Below are 13,791 nucleotides of genomic sequence, written 5' to 3'. Positions count from 1 at the left end.
GGTGCGGCGGCGCGGTATACCGGCTGTGCGTTGGTGTTTCCAGTGTGCGTCTGCCGCACAAACGGCGGCGCACCGCGACGAGCCGGAAAGCCGGCGGCGAGGCGGGAGGGTGAATGGCGATGGAAACGAGGACGAGGGTCGGCATCATCGGCGCGGGGCCGGCGGGGCTGATGCTCGCGCATCTGCTGGCCCGGGCGGGGATCGACAGCGTCGTGCTGGAGCGGCAGTCCCGCCATCATGTCGAGCATCGGATCCGCGCCGGAATCCTTGAACACGACGTGGCCGAACTGCTCCGCGCGACCGGGCTCGGGGCGCGGATGGACACGATCGGCTTTCGCCATGACGGCACCAACCTGCTGTTCGACGGCGCGCTGCACCGGATCGACTTCGCGCGGCTGACCGGCCGCCATGTGATGCTCTACAGCCAGCACGAGGTGGTGCGCGACCTGATCGGGGCGCGGGTGGCGGCGGGGCTGCCGATCGTCTTCGAGGCGGAATGCGCGGCGATCGAGGGGATCGGGACGGCGCGGCCGGCGATCGTCTATCGGCATGACGGCGCCGAGCACCGCCTCGACTGCGATATCGTCGCCGCCTGCGACGGGTTTCATGGCGCCGGCCGCGCCGCGCTGCCGGCGGCGGCGGCGCGCGAATACGACCGGGTCTATCCGTTCGGCTGGCTCGGCATTCTCGCGGAAGCGCCGCCCTCGAAGGACGAGCTGATCTACGCCAATCATCCGAACGGGTTCGCGCTGCTGTCGATGCGGTCGGCCACGGTCAGCCGGCTCTACATCCAGTGCGGCATGGAGGAGCGGCTGGAGGACTGGCCGGACCAGCGGATCTGGGACGAGCTGGCGCGCCGGCTCGATCATCCGGGGTTCAGCCTGAACACCGGGCCGGTGATCCAGAAGGGGATCACGGCGATGCGCTCCTATGTCGTCGAGCCGATGCAGGCGGGGCGGCTGTTCCTCGCCGGCGATGCCGCGCATATCGTGCCGCCGACCGGAGCAAAGGGGCTGAACGCCGCGATCGCCGATGCCGCGCTGCTGGCCGGCGCCATCGTCCGCTGGGCGCGGGGCGAGGCGGGCGCGCTCGCCGGCTATGGCGCGGCGGCGCTGGACCGGGTGTGGAAGGTCGAGCGGTTCTCCTGGTGGATGACCTCGATGATGCACCGGTTCGACACGCATACCGGGTTCGACCGGCGGATGCAGCACGCCGAGCTGGAGTATTATACGCAGTCGGAGGCGGGGCAGACCGCGCTGGCCGAGAATTATGTCGGCCTGCCCTTCGCCGCGCCGGAGGGGGTGCCATGAACGAGACCGAAGCCGACGGGATCGCGCCGTCGCGCAGCGCGCAGCCGCCGCTCTCGGCGCCGGATTATCGCAGCACGGCGCTGCGCGCGCCGCGCGAGATGCCGGTGGCGATTCCGCAGACGCTGACCGAGACGACCGGGCCGGTCTTCGAGCCGTCGCGCTTCGCGCCGACCGACAATCTCGCCGTGAATGACGGGCACGAGGCGATGGGCGAGCGGATCATCGTCACCGGGCGGGTGCTGGACGAGGCCGGGCGGCCGGTGCCGCGCAGCATGGTCGAGATCTGGCAGGCGAATGCCGCGGGGCGCTACAACCACAAGGGCGATACGCATGACGCGCCGCTCGACCCGCATTTCCGCGGCGCCGGGCGCGTGTTCACCGATGACGAGGGGCGCTACCGCTTCGTTACGGTCAAGCCGGGCGCCTATCCCTGGGGGAACCACGCCAATGCGTGGCGGCCGAATCACATCCATTTCTCGCTGTTCGGCGCCGGGTTCGCCGCGCGCCTGATCACGCAGATGTATTTCCCCGGCGACCCGTTGCTTGAACTCGACCCGATCTTCCACGCGGTGCCGGACGCGGCGGCGCGGGCGCGGCTGGTGGCGGCGTTCGATATCGGCGTCACCGAGCCGGGGCGGGCGCTCGGCTATCGGTTCGACATCGTGCTGCGCGGCCGCGCCGCCACGCCGATGGAGGGGTGAGGGATGGAGATGTCGGCGCAGCAGACGATCGGGCCGTTCTGGCACCTGATCGACCAGCCGGACTGGTGGGACCTGACGCGGTTCGGCGCCGCCGGCGCGCGGATCGCGATCGAGGGAAGGATCACCGATGGCGCGGGGGCGGCGGTGGCCGACGCGGCGGTGGAGCTGTTCCAGGCCTCGCCCGCGCGGGATGCGGTATTTCCCGGCTATGGCCGGGTGGCGGCGGATGCGGAGGGCCGGTTCCGCTTCGCCACCGTGATGCCGGGCCCGCTGCCCGGGCCGCGCGGGGCGAACGCGCAGCAGGCGCCGCATTGCGGCCTGGCGCTGCATGCGCGCGGCCTGCTGCGGCCGCTTTTCACGCGGATCTATTTCGCCGGGGATGCGCTGAACGCGACCGACCCGCTGCTGAGCCTGGTGCCGGCGGCGCGGCGCGACACGCTGGTGGCGGATGAGACCTCGCCCGGCGTCTGGCGGCGCGACATCGTGCTGCAGGGCGAGGGCGAAACGGTATTTCTGGACTTTTGAACAAGGGAAGCAGCGTATCCATGACCGAGGCCTTTATTTGCGAGTATGTGCGGACGCCGTTTGGGCGTTATGGCGGGACGCTTTCGGCGGTTCGCGCGGACGATCTGGCGGCGGTGGCGATCCGCGGGGTGATGGCGCGGGCGGCGGGGCTCGATCCGGCGGCGGTGGACGAGGTGCTGTTCGGCTGTGCGAACCAGGCGGGCGAGGATAACCGGAACGTGGCGCGGATGGCGCTGCTGCTGGCGGGGCTGCCGGAGAGCGTGCCGGGGGCGACGGTCAACCGGCTGTGCGGCTCCGGGCTGGATGCGGTGGGGAGTGCGGCGCGGGCGATCCGGCTGGGCGAGGCGGGGGTGGCGATCGCCGGCGGGGTGGAGAGCATGACCCGCGCGCCCTTCGTGATGCCGAAGGCGGGGGCGGCGTTCGACCGGTCGAACGCGGTGTATGACACGACGATCGGCTGGCGCTTCGTCAACCCGCTGATGAAGGCGCAATACGGCGTCGACGCGATGCCGGAGACGGCGGAGAACGTCGCCGCCGATTTCAACATCTCGCGGGCGGACCAGGACGGGTTCGCGCTGGCGAGCCAGCGCAAGTGCCAGGCGGCGGCAGAGGCCGGCTTCTTCGCCGGCGAGATCACCCCGGTGACCATTCGCGGCCGCAAGGGCGACACGGTGGTTGACACCGACGAGCATCCGCGGCCGGAGACGACGCTGGAGGGGCTGGCGAGGCTGAGCACGCCGTTCCGCGAGCCCGGCACGGTGACGGCGGGCAATGCGTCGGGGGTGAATGACGGGGCGGCGGCGCTGATCCTCGCCTCGGCGGCGGCGGCGCAGGCGCATGGGCTGACGCCGCGCGGGCGCGTGGTCGGCATGGCGACGGCGGGTGTGCCGCCGCGGATCATGGGCATGGGGCCGGCGCCGGCGGTGAGGAAGCTGCTGGCGCGGACCGGGGTTTCGCTGGACGCGGTGGACGTGATCGAGCTGAACGAGGCCTTCGCGGCGCAGGCGCTGGCGGTGACGCGGGATCTCGGGCTTGCGGATGACGACCCGCGGGTCAACCCGCATGGCGGGGCGATCGCGCTGGGGCATCCGCTGGGCGCGTCGGGGGCGCGGCTGGCGGGCACGGCACTGCGGGCGCTGGAAGCGCGGGGCGGCAGGCTGGCGATCGCGACGATGTGCATCGGTGTCGGCCAGGGCATCGCAGTGCTGATCGAGCGGGTGTGAGGCGATGATCGACAAGTTCGTGGCCTCGGTCGAGGCGGCGCTGGAGGGGATCGGCGATGGCGCCGCGATCATGGTGGGCGGGTTCGGCGCGGTGGGGCAGCCGAACGCGCTGGTCGACGCGCTGGCGGCGCGCAACCTGCGGGGGTTGACGCTGATCGCCAACAACGCGGGCGGGGATTTCGGCGGGATGCCGAAGCTGATCGAGCGCGGGGCGATTGCCAGGGTGATCTGCTCCTATCCGCGGGCGAGCCGGCGGACGGCGTTCGACGAGCTGTACGAGGCGGGGAAGATCGAGCTGGAACTGGTGCCGCAGGGCACGCTGGCGGAGCGGATCCGCGCCGCGAATGCCGGGATTCCGGCCTTCTTCACGCCGACCTCGGCGGGGACGGAACTCGCGGCGGGGAAGGAGACGCGGCGGATCAACGGGCGGGACTGCGTTCTGGAATACGCGATCGAGGCGGATTTCGCGCTGATCGAGGCCTGGGCGGCGGACCGGTGGGGGAACCTGACGTTCCGGCGGGCGGGGCGCAACTTCAACCAGATCATGGCGGGGGCGGCGAAGGTGACGGTGGCGAGCGTGCACCGGCGGGTCGAGCTCGGCGCGCTGGATCCGGACCGGATCGTGACGCCCGGCGTGTTCGTCGACCGGGTGGTGCTGGTGCCGGAGCCGATGGAAGGGGAGGCGGCGTGATGGAGGGGACGGTGATGCGGCGGGGCTGGTCGCGCGCGGAGATGGCCGCGCGGGTGGCGGCGGATATTCCCGAGGGCTGGGTGGTCAATCTCGGCATCGGGCTGCCGACGCAGGTGGCGAACCATGTGCCGGCGGAGCGGGAGGTGATCTTCCATTCCGAGAACGGCATCCTGGGGATGGGGCCGGCGCCGGACGCGGGGGCGGAGGACCCGTTCCTGATCAACGCGGGCAAGCAGCCGGTGACGCTGCGTCCGGGGGCGTCGATCGTCGGGCAGGCGGACAGTTTCGCGATCATCCGCGGGCGGCACCTCGATCTGTGCGTGCTCGGCGGGTATCAGGTGGCGGCGAACGGCGATCTCGCCAACTGGTCGGTCGGGCGCAAGGGCGTGGCGCCGGCGGTGGGCGGGGCGATGGACCTCGGCGCTGGGGCGGCGCGGGTCTGGGTGCTGATGGAGCACTGCACGAGGGAGGGCGAGCCGCGGCTGGTGGAGCGCTGCACCTATCCGCTGACCGCGCTGGGCTCGATCACCCGCGTCTATACCGATCTTGCCGTCATCGACATCACGCCGGCGGGGTTCGTGCTGCGCGACGCGGCACCAGGGGTCACGCCGGAACAGGTGCGCAGCCTGACCGCCGCCCCTCTCGCCATCGGGTGACGATCGCCGGCATCAGGGCCGCCGACCGGTCATCCGCCGGCGGGCGAGGGGCGTTCCGGCCCAGCCTCGGTGGGGGGACGGCGCCGGTATGCGCCAGCCATGTTGGTCGTTTCCGCCGGGTGCGGTAATGAGCCCCATGCCATTTTATGTTGAGACTCCCGCGCTCCAGCATGCGCTCGCGGCGCGCGGTTATGCCGACCCGACCGCCGTGCAGAGCGCCGTGCTGGAACCCGAGGCCGAAGGACGCGACCTCCTGGTCTCGGCCCAGACCGGCTCGGGCAAGACGGTCGCCTACGGGCTGGCCTTCGCCGCCACGATCCTGGACGAGGACGTGCTGCCGCCGGCCGGCGCGCCGCTCGCGCTCATCATCGCGCCGACCCGCGAGCTTGCCATCCAGGTTCATGCCGAACTCGCCTGGCTTTACGAGCATACCGGCGCGAGCGTGGTCTCCTGCGTCGGCGGCATGGACCCGCGGCGCGAACAGCGCGCCCTGGCCAGCGGTTGCCATATCGTGGTCGGCACACCGGGCCGCCTGCAGGACCATATCGAGCGCCGGCATCTCGATCTCGGCCGGCTCAGGGTCGTCGTGCTCGACGAGGCCGACGAGATGCTCGATCTCGGCTTTCGCGACGAACTCGAATTCATCCTCGGCGCGTCTCCCGCGGACCGCCGCACGCTGCTGTTCTCGGCCACCATCGCGCGCGAGATTGCCGCGCTGGCGCGGCAATACCAGCGCGACGCGTTGCGGATCGACACCGTCGCGCGCAACCAGCCGCACGCCGATATCGAATATCGGGCGATCCGGATCGCCGCCCACGAGGTCGAGCACGGGCTGGTGAACCTGCTGCGGTTTCATGAGGGCGCCGGTTGCCTGGTGTTCTGCTCGACCCGCGAGTCCGTGCGGCAGCTTTACGGGCGGCTTCAGGAACGCGGCTTCGCCGCCGTCGCCCTGTCCGGCGAGCTCAGCCAGTCGGAACGCAATGCCGCGCTGCAATCCCTGCGCGACGGGCGCGCCCGCGTCTGCATCGCCACCGACGTCGCCGCGCGGGGACTCGACCTGCCCAATCTCGACCTTGTCATCCACGCCGACCTGCCGGCCAACAAGGCGACCCTGCTCCATCGCAGCGGCCGGACCGGACGCGCCGGACGCAAGGGCCTCTGCCTGCTGATGGTGCCCGACAGAAGCCGGCGCCGGGCGGAGGTTCTGCTTGCGTCGGCGAATATCAGGGCGATCTGGGAGGCCCCTCCGACGGCCGAGGCCATCCGCGCCCGCGACCATGCGCGGCTGCTGACCGATCCGGTGCTGACCGAGGCGCCGCTCGATGAGGAGATCGCCCTGGCGCGTGAACTGCTTGCGAACCGGTCGGCCGATGTTGTCGCAACGGCGCTGATCCGCCTGTATCGCGCCCGCCTGCCGGCGCCGGAGGAGATCGCGCCGCAGCCTGAAGTCCTCCCCCGTCCGGCGGCCCGTCGCGCCGCGGGCGCAGAGGACGGGCGGGCCATGGTATGGTTCCGGTGCGATGTCGGCCGCCGCAAGAAGGCCGATCCGAAATGGCTGCTGCCGGCGATCTGCCGGGTCGGCGGCGTCACCAAGCGCGATATCGGGGCGATCCGCATCTTCGATCACGAGACGCGGTTTGAAATCGGCGCCGATGTGGCCGACGCCTTTGCCGCCGCCATCGGTGCCGGCACCAATTCCGAGATGCGGATCGAACCGGCGGGCCACCAACCCGGCACGGCAGCGGAGGATTTCGGTCGCGGCAGGAAGGAAGGCCGGTTCGGGAAATCCCCGTCCCGGATCAAAGCTCACGCGCCGCCCCGCCGCGGCGGCAAGGCACGGAAAGCGGGATAGATCGGCGCGCGGACGATCCTTGCCGAGGCCGGCCGGTTCCTGATCATCGTGGGCGTGCGCCATGAGCGTGGCGGGGCCTCCGGAACGGCGACAATGCTCGCCGGTTGCGGGCCCGCCGAATTAGCGGTTGGCCGGCACCGGCGACATGTCGGCCAGGGATTTTCCGTTGAGCGTCTCGATGAAGGCGTCTTTCGCCCGGTTGAGCGTCTGCCGCAGCCGACAGGCCGGCAGCAGATTGCACTGCCCGCCATCGGCGCGGAAGCATTCGACCATGGCCTGATCGCGTTCGAGATAGCGGACCACGTCTCCGATGCGGATCTGCCCGGGCGGCTTCGCGAGGCGGACGCCGCCGGTGGGCCCGCGGGAACTGAGGAGGTAGCCGCCGGCCACGAGATCCATCAGGATTTTCGCGAGATGATGGCGTGATACGTCGAGGCGGGTGGCAAGTGCGGACGTCGATTGAACCCGGTCAGGCTCGATCGCGAGCAGCATGAGGGCGCGCAGCCCGTAATCCGTATAGTTGGTCAGCGTCACAAACATATATTAGTCCGCTTATCAGGTATTGACAATGCGTATTTGGGCGGAGCATTTTACGTATATGAAATGCGTATATAGCCGGCTGACGGAGTAGCCATGCAGGACAACGGAATCGATGAAGCGATGATCGAACGGCAGGTGCATGCCTTCTATGGAGCGGCGAGGCGCGACCCGCTCATCGGCCCCGTCTTCGAGGCGAAGGTGCATGACTGGGATCGTCATCTCGGCCGCATGTGCGCGTTCTGGTCCTCTGTCGCGCTGATGAGCGGCCGCTACAGCGGCACGCCGATGCAGGCGCACGCGCCGCTGCCCATCGAGGCCGCGCATTTCGGAAGATGGATGGAACTGTGGGCGGAAACCGCGCGGGAACACTGCCCGCCGGACGCGGCCGATCGTTTCGTCCTGCTCGCGGGGCGGATTGCCCGCAGCCTTGAACACGGCATTGCCGTGCATCGCGGCGAACTGCCGCTCTTCCCTCATGCCAATCAGGAGACAACCCATGTCCGGGCAGATTGAAACGCCGGCCGATGCCGGTCTGTTGAACGCGCCTGTCGGCCAGATCGCCGCCAGCCGAGCGGGTGCCGCTTCGGTGTTTCAGACCTTCGGCATCGATTTCTGCTGCCAGGGCAAGCGCACGCTGGCCGAGGCGCTGGCAGGGCAGGGGATCGCGCCGTCGCCCGTTCTCGCCGCCCTGATGAGCGCCGCCGCCGAACCGCTCGATGACTGGCGGGACGCGCCGACGCCGGCGCTGATCGACCACATCAAGACGCGCTACCACGCGGTCCACCTCGCCGAGCTGCCGAACCTGCGCGACCTTGCCGCCAAGGTCGAGGCGACGCACCGCAAGCACCCTGCCGTGCCGGATGGCCTTGCGGAAACATTGTCGCGCATGATCGCCGAACTGCGCCTGCATCAGCAGCGCGAGGAGGTCGTGCTGTTTCCGCTGCTCGCCCAGGGGGGCGGCGAGATGGCGCGTGCCGCAATCCAGGTCATGCGCGCCGAGCACGAGGATCACGGCGCGGTTCTCGCGGGGATCGAGGCGATCACCGGTGGCCGGGTCGCGCCGCAGGGCGCCTGTGCCACCTGGCGGGCGCTGTATCTCGGCCTTGGCAAGTTTCACGACGATCTGATGATGCATGTCCATCTGGAGAACAACGTCCTCTTCCCGCGCTTCGAGGCCGAGGAGGAAGCCGGGGAGGGCAATCCGGCATCAGGAGCCAATCACTGACGGCCGGGCCGATGCTGCCGCCCGCCTGGATCTGCTCCCGTTGACTGCAGCCCTGTTTACCGAAAGTCGCGTCATGGCCTATGTCGTCACCGAAAGCTGCATCAAGTGCAAATACATGGATTGCGTCGAGGTCTGTCCGGTTGACTGCTTCTATGCCGGCGAGAACATGCTGGTGATCCATCCGGACGAATGCATCGATTGCGGGGTCTGCGAACCCGAATGCCCGGCCGAGGCGATCGTGCCGGATTCCGACGCGAAGGCGGACGCATGGATCGATCAGAACCGTGAATTGGCGGCCCTCTGGCCGAATATCACCCGCAAGGGAACCCCGCCAGAGGACGCCGACGCGTGGAAGGACAGGCCTGGCAAGGCCGCATCGCTCTCGAGGGAGCCGGGCACGCCATGACGGTGCCGGCGCTGTTGCCCTTCCTGCGCGAGATGCTGGCGCTACACGTGATCGCGGTGATCTTGTGGATGGCGGGGATGATCGTGCTGCCCATGATCTATCTGCGCCATCATGGGCTGGAGCCGGCGAGCCCGGCGGCGATGGCGTTCGCGGCCCTCGAGCGCCAGATCTTCAAGCGCCTGGTCAATCCCGCGATGTATGCGGCCTGGGGGTTCGGCATCCTGCTTGCGTTGACGCCCGGCACGATATCCTGGAGCGCACCGTGGTGGCTGGTGAAATTGGCCGCCGTGCTGCTGCTCTCCTGGTACCATGGCATTCTCTCCGCCTGGCGCCGGCGGCTGCGCGACGATGCCCGGCCGGAGGTGACAATCCTGAGGCGGAGCGCGGTTGTCCCGATCGTCCTGATGGTCGTGATCGTCACGATGGTGCTGGTTCGGCCATGAGGCGCCGAATATAGCCCGCCTGCGTTATCGCCTGGTCATGGTGGCGACGCACGCAGACGGGTTCAGCTAAAATTCAAAATGCAACCGTGCTGCGAGAGCGCGCCTCGATTCCGTTGACAAGACGCGCCCTGGCAGGTTTGGCCTTTACACGAACGATCCGCCGACGAATTGCTGCAACTGGTTCGGGTTGATACCGACCATGGTGATCCTCGTGTTGTCCGACAATGTCAGGACAGCGCCGGTTTGAGGCGATGCATTTGAAGTTGCAGTGACGGAAGAAATCGTCTGGCCGTTGATCATCACCATGATATCTCTCTGCGTCGAGAAATTGTTGATGATGTCCTGGCTGCTTGTACCGCCCGACCTGGCAAAATAGATATTGTCCGAGCCGGCCAGGGACGATCCCGTGATCGTGGCGTTGCCGGACCCGGTGAAGAAGTACTGGGTTCCCGTGCCTTCTGACGAAATGATGTCATTGCCGCTGCCGGCCGCAAACAGGTTGCTGCCCGTTACCGATGTGGCGGTGAGCGTTTCATTGCCGACACCGGCAAAAAGCGCATTCCAAGCTCCGCTCGGTGTCGCATTCCCGCCTCCGGCCTCAATGAAATCGCCGTTCCCGCCGCCGACCAGAGTGGCCGACCCGGAACCGCCGATCAGGGAGTTGTTGCCTTCCGCGCCGCCGGTAATGATGCCGCCGCCGACGCCGCCGAAAGCCGTCACGGCGCCCGCGCCGCCAAGAACCGTCACCGCGTTGGTGCTCTGATTGATGAAGTCGATCTTGCCGGTCGATCCCGTTGGATTGCCTGCGCGAACGACGGACTGCCCGGTAGCGACGATGGTGTCAAAGCCGCCATTGTTCCTGAACCGGTTTGTGCCGGCGGTGAACTGGACGCTTTCGTCGTCGGTCGACGAATAGATCGTCGTGTTGCCGGCGACCGAGCCGAGGGAACCGGCGCCCGAGGTGCTGATTGCCGCCCCCTGACTGCCGCTGATCGAGATCGTATTGCCGCCGGAATTGCCGACGATTGTTGCCGCCCCGGTCGCGTAAAGCGTGTTGCCGGTCGCGTTCGCGCCAAAGGTGATCTTCGACGCGCCGGATACAGAAATCAGGTTGCCGGAATCGTTGACGTTAATCACGTCGCTACCGGCGGACATGACGGTATTGGTGCCCGCGTCGAGGTTGATGACGTTGTGGCCACCCTCGGTCGTGATGCGATTGTAACTCGCGCCGCCGGCGGCGTTGGCGGCCGTCGTGATCGTGTTGTCGCCGCTCGCGACCTGAACGTCGTACCAGTAACCGTCAAGCGTGAAGTTGTTGTTTCCGCCGCCTGCATAGATCGTGTCGGTGCCGGCGCCGCCCATCGGATCCCATGTCAGGTTCGTGGTCGAGCCCGTGACGATCAGCGCGTTCTTGCCGGCGCCGCCGGTAATGGTCTCGTTACCGCTGAAGGTCGCGATGATTCCGCGGATACCGTTATTGGTCGGAACGCCATTGGTCATGGCGTTAGGCCAGCTGATCGACCCGCCGCTGCCGGTGACCGAACCGGTGATGTAAGTATCCTCGTAGAACGACGTATTGGTGGGCTCAGGAGGAGGGGAGGAGTTCGTAGTGCCGTCGGAATTCAAGGATATCGGTGTTACTGTTACACCGGTATAGGGCGAATTCAGATTGATGAGGTTGGTGATATTGTTGTCCAGCTGTTGCTGAACAATGGCCTGAATCGATGTGTCTACTGCAAACGTGTCTGGTGTCGCACCAAGACTTGATATGACTGAGACATTTTCCGTTGATGTTGAGGATGACACGAGCCGCTCCTTGGTCTGCTGTGCTGGTGCCCTCAGATCTATCGGCGAAAAATTAACGCATTCCCAACAGGAAGCAGTTTTTCTAACAAACAATTCGTCTCAAGGTTGTAGTTTGGTGTTGTTTCAAATTACGCGTTCAATACAAATTTCTAACGGGGATCAGGCCCGGTCCCTGATCGCACATAGCGCCTCGAATTCAGCGACATGCTCGTAGTCCGGCATCAGCCTTTCGAGATCCCGGCACCGCCGGGTCGCGGGGTGGAAATAGATTTCCGTTGAGCCGGAGGGCAGGACTTCGAGATAGGCGTTCACCCGTTCGGGTGTCATGTGGCCGGAACGTCGGATGCCGAGGATATGGTCGGGACTCGATAGCCCGGCGCGGCTCGCCTGTGCGCGGATAACACGCGACCAGGCATAAAGGGCATGGGCCGGGAAACCCGGCCGGTCGCCGCTCGCCCTCAGGACCGCGGGGGGTTCGGCCGGAACCCGGATGCGCCGGAGGCCGAATTCGCGGCCGATGCGGATCATCAGCGACGCCACGGTGGGATGCATGTGCATGTGCTTGTGGCTATCCGCGTGGTGCAGCGTGAGGCCGGTCGCCGCGAAGGCCTCGAACTGCGCACGGATTTCAGCCGCCAGTTCCCGCCGCGCGGCGGGGGAGAAAAAGTAGCGGAAGCCGCGGGCGACCTGATCTGCCCCGAACCGGCCATCCGCGCCGGTGATCGTGGGCAAGGCGGTGTGGCCGAGCACGGAATCCCCCTCGACCAGCACCAGATGCAGCCCGACATTCAGGCTGGGCAGGCGCCGCGCGCGGGCAACCGCGTCGGCCGCGGCGGGGGCGGCCACCATGAGACTCGCCTGGGTCAGCGCGCCCTCAAGATGGGCGCGTTCCACCGCTTCGTTGACGCTGTCGGTCAGGCCGAAATCATCCGCCGAGAAGATGACCTCGGCGTCGCTTCGCATGGCTGCGGATGCTCTGGACGATCAGGCGGCGTGGCGCTCGCGCAGGAACTGGAAGAACTCCACGCCCTCGCGCAGGCGGCGCTTCATCATTTGCGGGCTGCGCACCATCTCGCCGACAATCGAGGCGATCTTCGGCACGCGGAAATAGAACTGCCGGTAGAAGGTTTCCACGCTGTCGAAGATTTCGGTGTGCGTCAGATGCGGGTAGTGGAGCGGCGCGATCTGGATCCCGTGATCGTCGATCAGTTCGGCATGCGCCGCGTCGAGCCAGCCGTTTTCGACGGCCTGGTTGTAAAGGAAGGTGCCTGGGTATGGCGCGGCGAGGGAGACCTGGATGGTATGCGGGTTGATCTCCTTCGCGAAATCGATCGTCTCGCGGATGGTGTCCTGCGTTTCGCCGGGCAGGCCGAGAATGAAGGTGCCGTGGATCTTGATGCCGAGATCGTGGCAGTCCTTCGTGAATTTCTTCGCGACCTCGATCCGCATGCCCTTCTTGATGTTGTGCAGGATCTGCTGGTTGCCGCTTTCATAGCCGACGAGCAGCAGACGAAGACCATTGTCGCGCAGCACCTTGAGCGTGTCGCGGGGAACGTTCGCCTTGGCATTGCAGGACCAGGTGACGCCGAGCTTGCCGAGTTCGCGCGCGATCGCCTCGGCGCGGGGAAGGTTGTCGGTGAAGGTGTCGTCGTCGAAGAAGAGCTCGCGCATCTGCGGGAAATCGCGCTGGATCTGCTTCACCTCGGCGATCACGTGCTCGACCGAGCGGGTGCGGTAGCGGTGGCCGCCGACCGTCTGCGGCCAGAGGCAGAAGGTGCAGCGCGACTTGCAGCCCCGGCCGGTATACAGCGACACGTAGGGGTGCATCAGATAGCCGATGAAATAGTCCTCGATCTTCAGGTCGCGCTTGTAGACGTCGGCGACGAAGGGAAGGCTGTCCATGTCCTCGAGGGTGGGGCGGTCCTGGTTGTGGACGATCTCGCCGGCCTCGTTGCGCCAGGAAATGCCTTCGACCTCGGCGAAGGGCTTGCCCTCGGCGATTTCCTTGATCGTGAAGTCGAACTCGTTGCGGGCGACGAAGTCGACAGGGGCGGCGCGCTCGAGGCTTTCGCCGGCCTGGACCGCCACCTTCGCGCCGATGAAGCCGATCTTCACGCCGGGGTTCTCCGCCCTGATCTGGGCCGCGACCTTGACGTCGTTGGCGAAGGACGGCGTGGAGGTGTGGATGATGACGAGCTCGGCGGCGCGGGCGTGCGGCATCACATCCTTCATCGTGAGGCCGGCGGGAGGCGCGTCGATCAGTTTGGAGCCGGGGATCAGCGCCGCCGGCTGGGCGAGCCAGGTCGGGAACCAGAAGGACCGGATCTCGCGGCGCGCCTGGTAGCGGGAGCCGGCGCCGCCGTCGAACCCGTCGAAGGAGGGCGGTTGCAGGAACAGGGTCTTCATCATCGCA

15 protein-coding genes are annotated in these 13,791 nt (G+C 67.4%); 11 read left to right on the top strand and 4 right to left on the bottom strand.

Going from position 1 to position 13,791, the window contains the following annotated elements; genetic code table 11:
• Positions 1 to 113 precede the first annotated feature (113 nt).
• From ACRY_RS11710 to ACRY_RS11680, 7 genes are all read left to right on the top strand, one after another.
• The gene (locus ACRY_RS11710; RefSeq protein ID WP_043509168.1) at positions 114 to 1,310 is read left to right on the top strand and encodes a 4-hydroxybenzoate 3-monooxygenase; all 1,197 of its coding nucleotides are present in this window, start codon (positions 114 to 116) and stop codon (positions 1,308 to 1,310) included.
• Positions 1,307 to 2,011 carry a protocatechuate 3,4-dioxygenase subunit beta gene (gene pcaH, locus ACRY_RS11705; RefSeq protein ID WP_007423987.1) on the top strand — a complete coding sequence of 235 codons (705 nt, stop codon included), beginning with the start codon at positions 1,307 to 1,309 and terminating at the stop codon, positions 2,009 to 2,011. Before ACRY_RS11710 ends, pcaH begins: the two co-directional genes overlap by 4 nt.
• A gap of 3 nt (positions 2,012 to 2,014) precedes the next feature.
• Positions 2,015 to 2,536, top strand: coding sequence for a protocatechuate 3,4-dioxygenase subunit alpha (gene pcaG / locus ACRY_RS11700; RefSeq protein WP_043509167.1), 522 nt, complete (start codon positions 2,015 to 2,017; stop codon positions 2,534 to 2,536).
• A gap of 20 nt (positions 2,537 to 2,556) precedes the next feature.
• Positions 2,557 to 3,759 (top strand): 3-oxoadipyl-CoA thiolase, encoded by a 1,203-nt coding sequence (gene pcaF, locus ACRY_RS11695; protein ID WP_007423986.1) that lies wholly within the window; start codon positions 2,557 to 2,559, stop codon positions 3,757 to 3,759.
• Between the two features lie 4 nt (positions 3,760 to 3,763).
• On the top strand, positions 3,764 to 4,450 hold the full coding sequence (locus ACRY_RS11690) for a 3-oxoacid CoA-transferase subunit A (RefSeq protein ID WP_012039670.1): 687 nt from the start codon (positions 3,764 to 3,766) through the stop codon (positions 4,448 to 4,450).
• Positions 4,450 to 5,106 (top strand): 3-oxoacid CoA-transferase subunit B, encoded by a 657-nt coding sequence (locus ACRY_RS11685; protein WP_012039669.1) that lies wholly within the window; start codon positions 4,450 to 4,452, stop codon positions 5,104 to 5,106. The genes ACRY_RS11690 and ACRY_RS11685 overlap by 1 nt, the downstream gene beginning before the upstream one ends.
• Positions 5,107 to 5,242: 136 nt before the next feature.
• Entirely contained in the window at positions 5,243 to 6,958 is a 1,716-nt protein-coding gene (locus ACRY_RS11680; RefSeq protein WP_043509166.1) for a DEAD/DEAH box helicase, read from the top strand.
• A 120-nt stretch (positions 6,959 to 7,078) separates the two neighbouring features.
• On the opposite strand, the gene ACRY_RS11675 is transcribed toward ACRY_RS11680, so the two are convergent.
• A complete protein-coding gene (locus ACRY_RS11675) occupies positions 7,079 to 7,498 on the bottom strand; it encodes an RrF2 family transcriptional regulator (RefSeq protein ID WP_012039667.1) in 420 nt (139 codons plus the stop codon).
• Positions 7,499 to 7,591: 93 nt separating this feature from the next.
• Here ACRY_RS11675 and ACRY_RS11670 point away from each other — a divergent pair, with 93 nt between their 5' ends.
• The 4 genes from ACRY_RS11670 (at position 7,592) to ACRY_RS11655 (ending at position 9,572) form a co-directional block, all read left to right on the top strand.
• Positions 7,592 to 8,011: a group III truncated hemoglobin gene (locus ACRY_RS11670; RefSeq protein ID WP_012039666.1), complete on the top strand. Its 420-nt coding sequence runs from the start codon at positions 7,592 to 7,594 to the stop codon at positions 8,009 to 8,011.
• On the top strand, positions 7,995 to 8,723 hold the full coding sequence (gene ric / locus ACRY_RS11665) for an iron-sulfur cluster repair di-iron protein (protein WP_011942529.1): 729 nt from the start codon (positions 7,995 to 7,997) through the stop codon (positions 8,721 to 8,723). Before ACRY_RS11670 ends, ric begins: the two co-directional genes overlap by 17 nt.
• 73 nt (positions 8,724 to 8,796) lie before the next feature.
• On the top strand, positions 8,797 to 9,129 hold the full coding sequence (gene fdxA / locus ACRY_RS11660; protein WP_011942528.1) for a ferredoxin FdxA: 333 nt from the start codon (positions 8,797 to 8,799) through the stop codon (positions 9,127 to 9,129).
• Positions 9,126 to 9,572 carry a CopD family protein gene (locus ACRY_RS11655; protein ID WP_011942527.1) on the top strand — a complete coding sequence of 149 codons (447 nt, stop codon included), beginning with the start codon at positions 9,126 to 9,128 and terminating at the stop codon, positions 9,570 to 9,572. The genes fdxA and ACRY_RS11655 overlap by 4 nt, the downstream gene beginning before the upstream one ends.
• Positions 9,573 to 9,716: 144 nt before the next feature.
• Here ACRY_RS11655 and ACRY_RS11650 read toward each other — a convergent pair whose 3' ends face one another.
• From ACRY_RS11650 to hpnJ, 3 genes are all read right to left on the bottom strand, one after another.
• The gene (locus ACRY_RS11650; RefSeq protein ID WP_011942526.1) at positions 9,717 to 11,378 is read right to left on the bottom strand and encodes a beta strand repeat-containing protein; all 1,662 of its coding nucleotides are present in this window, start codon (positions 11,376 to 11,378) and stop codon (positions 9,717 to 9,719) included.
• A gap of 159 nt (positions 11,379 to 11,537) precedes the next feature.
• A complete protein-coding gene (gene hpnK / locus ACRY_RS11645) occupies positions 11,538 to 12,341 on the bottom strand; it encodes a hopanoid biosynthesis-associated protein HpnK (RefSeq protein ID WP_011942525.1) in 804 nt (267 codons plus the stop codon).
• Positions 12,342 to 12,362: 21 nt separating this feature from the next.
• Complete coding sequence (gene hpnJ / locus ACRY_RS11640) at positions 12,363 to 13,787, bottom strand: hopanoid biosynthesis associated radical SAM protein HpnJ (RefSeq protein ID WP_011942524.1); 1,425 nt, start codon at positions 13,785 to 13,787, stop codon at positions 12,363 to 12,365.
• Positions 13,788 to 13,791: the final 4 nt, after the last annotated feature.

Source organism: Acidiphilium cryptum JF-5 (assembly GCF_000016725.1).
GTDB lineage: Bacteria > Pseudomonadota > Alphaproteobacteria > Acetobacterales > Acetobacteraceae > Acidiphilium > Acidiphilium multivorum.
The sequence above is the reverse complement of the archived record's forward strand: the minus strand, read 5'-3'. Positions and strand labels throughout refer to the sequence as shown.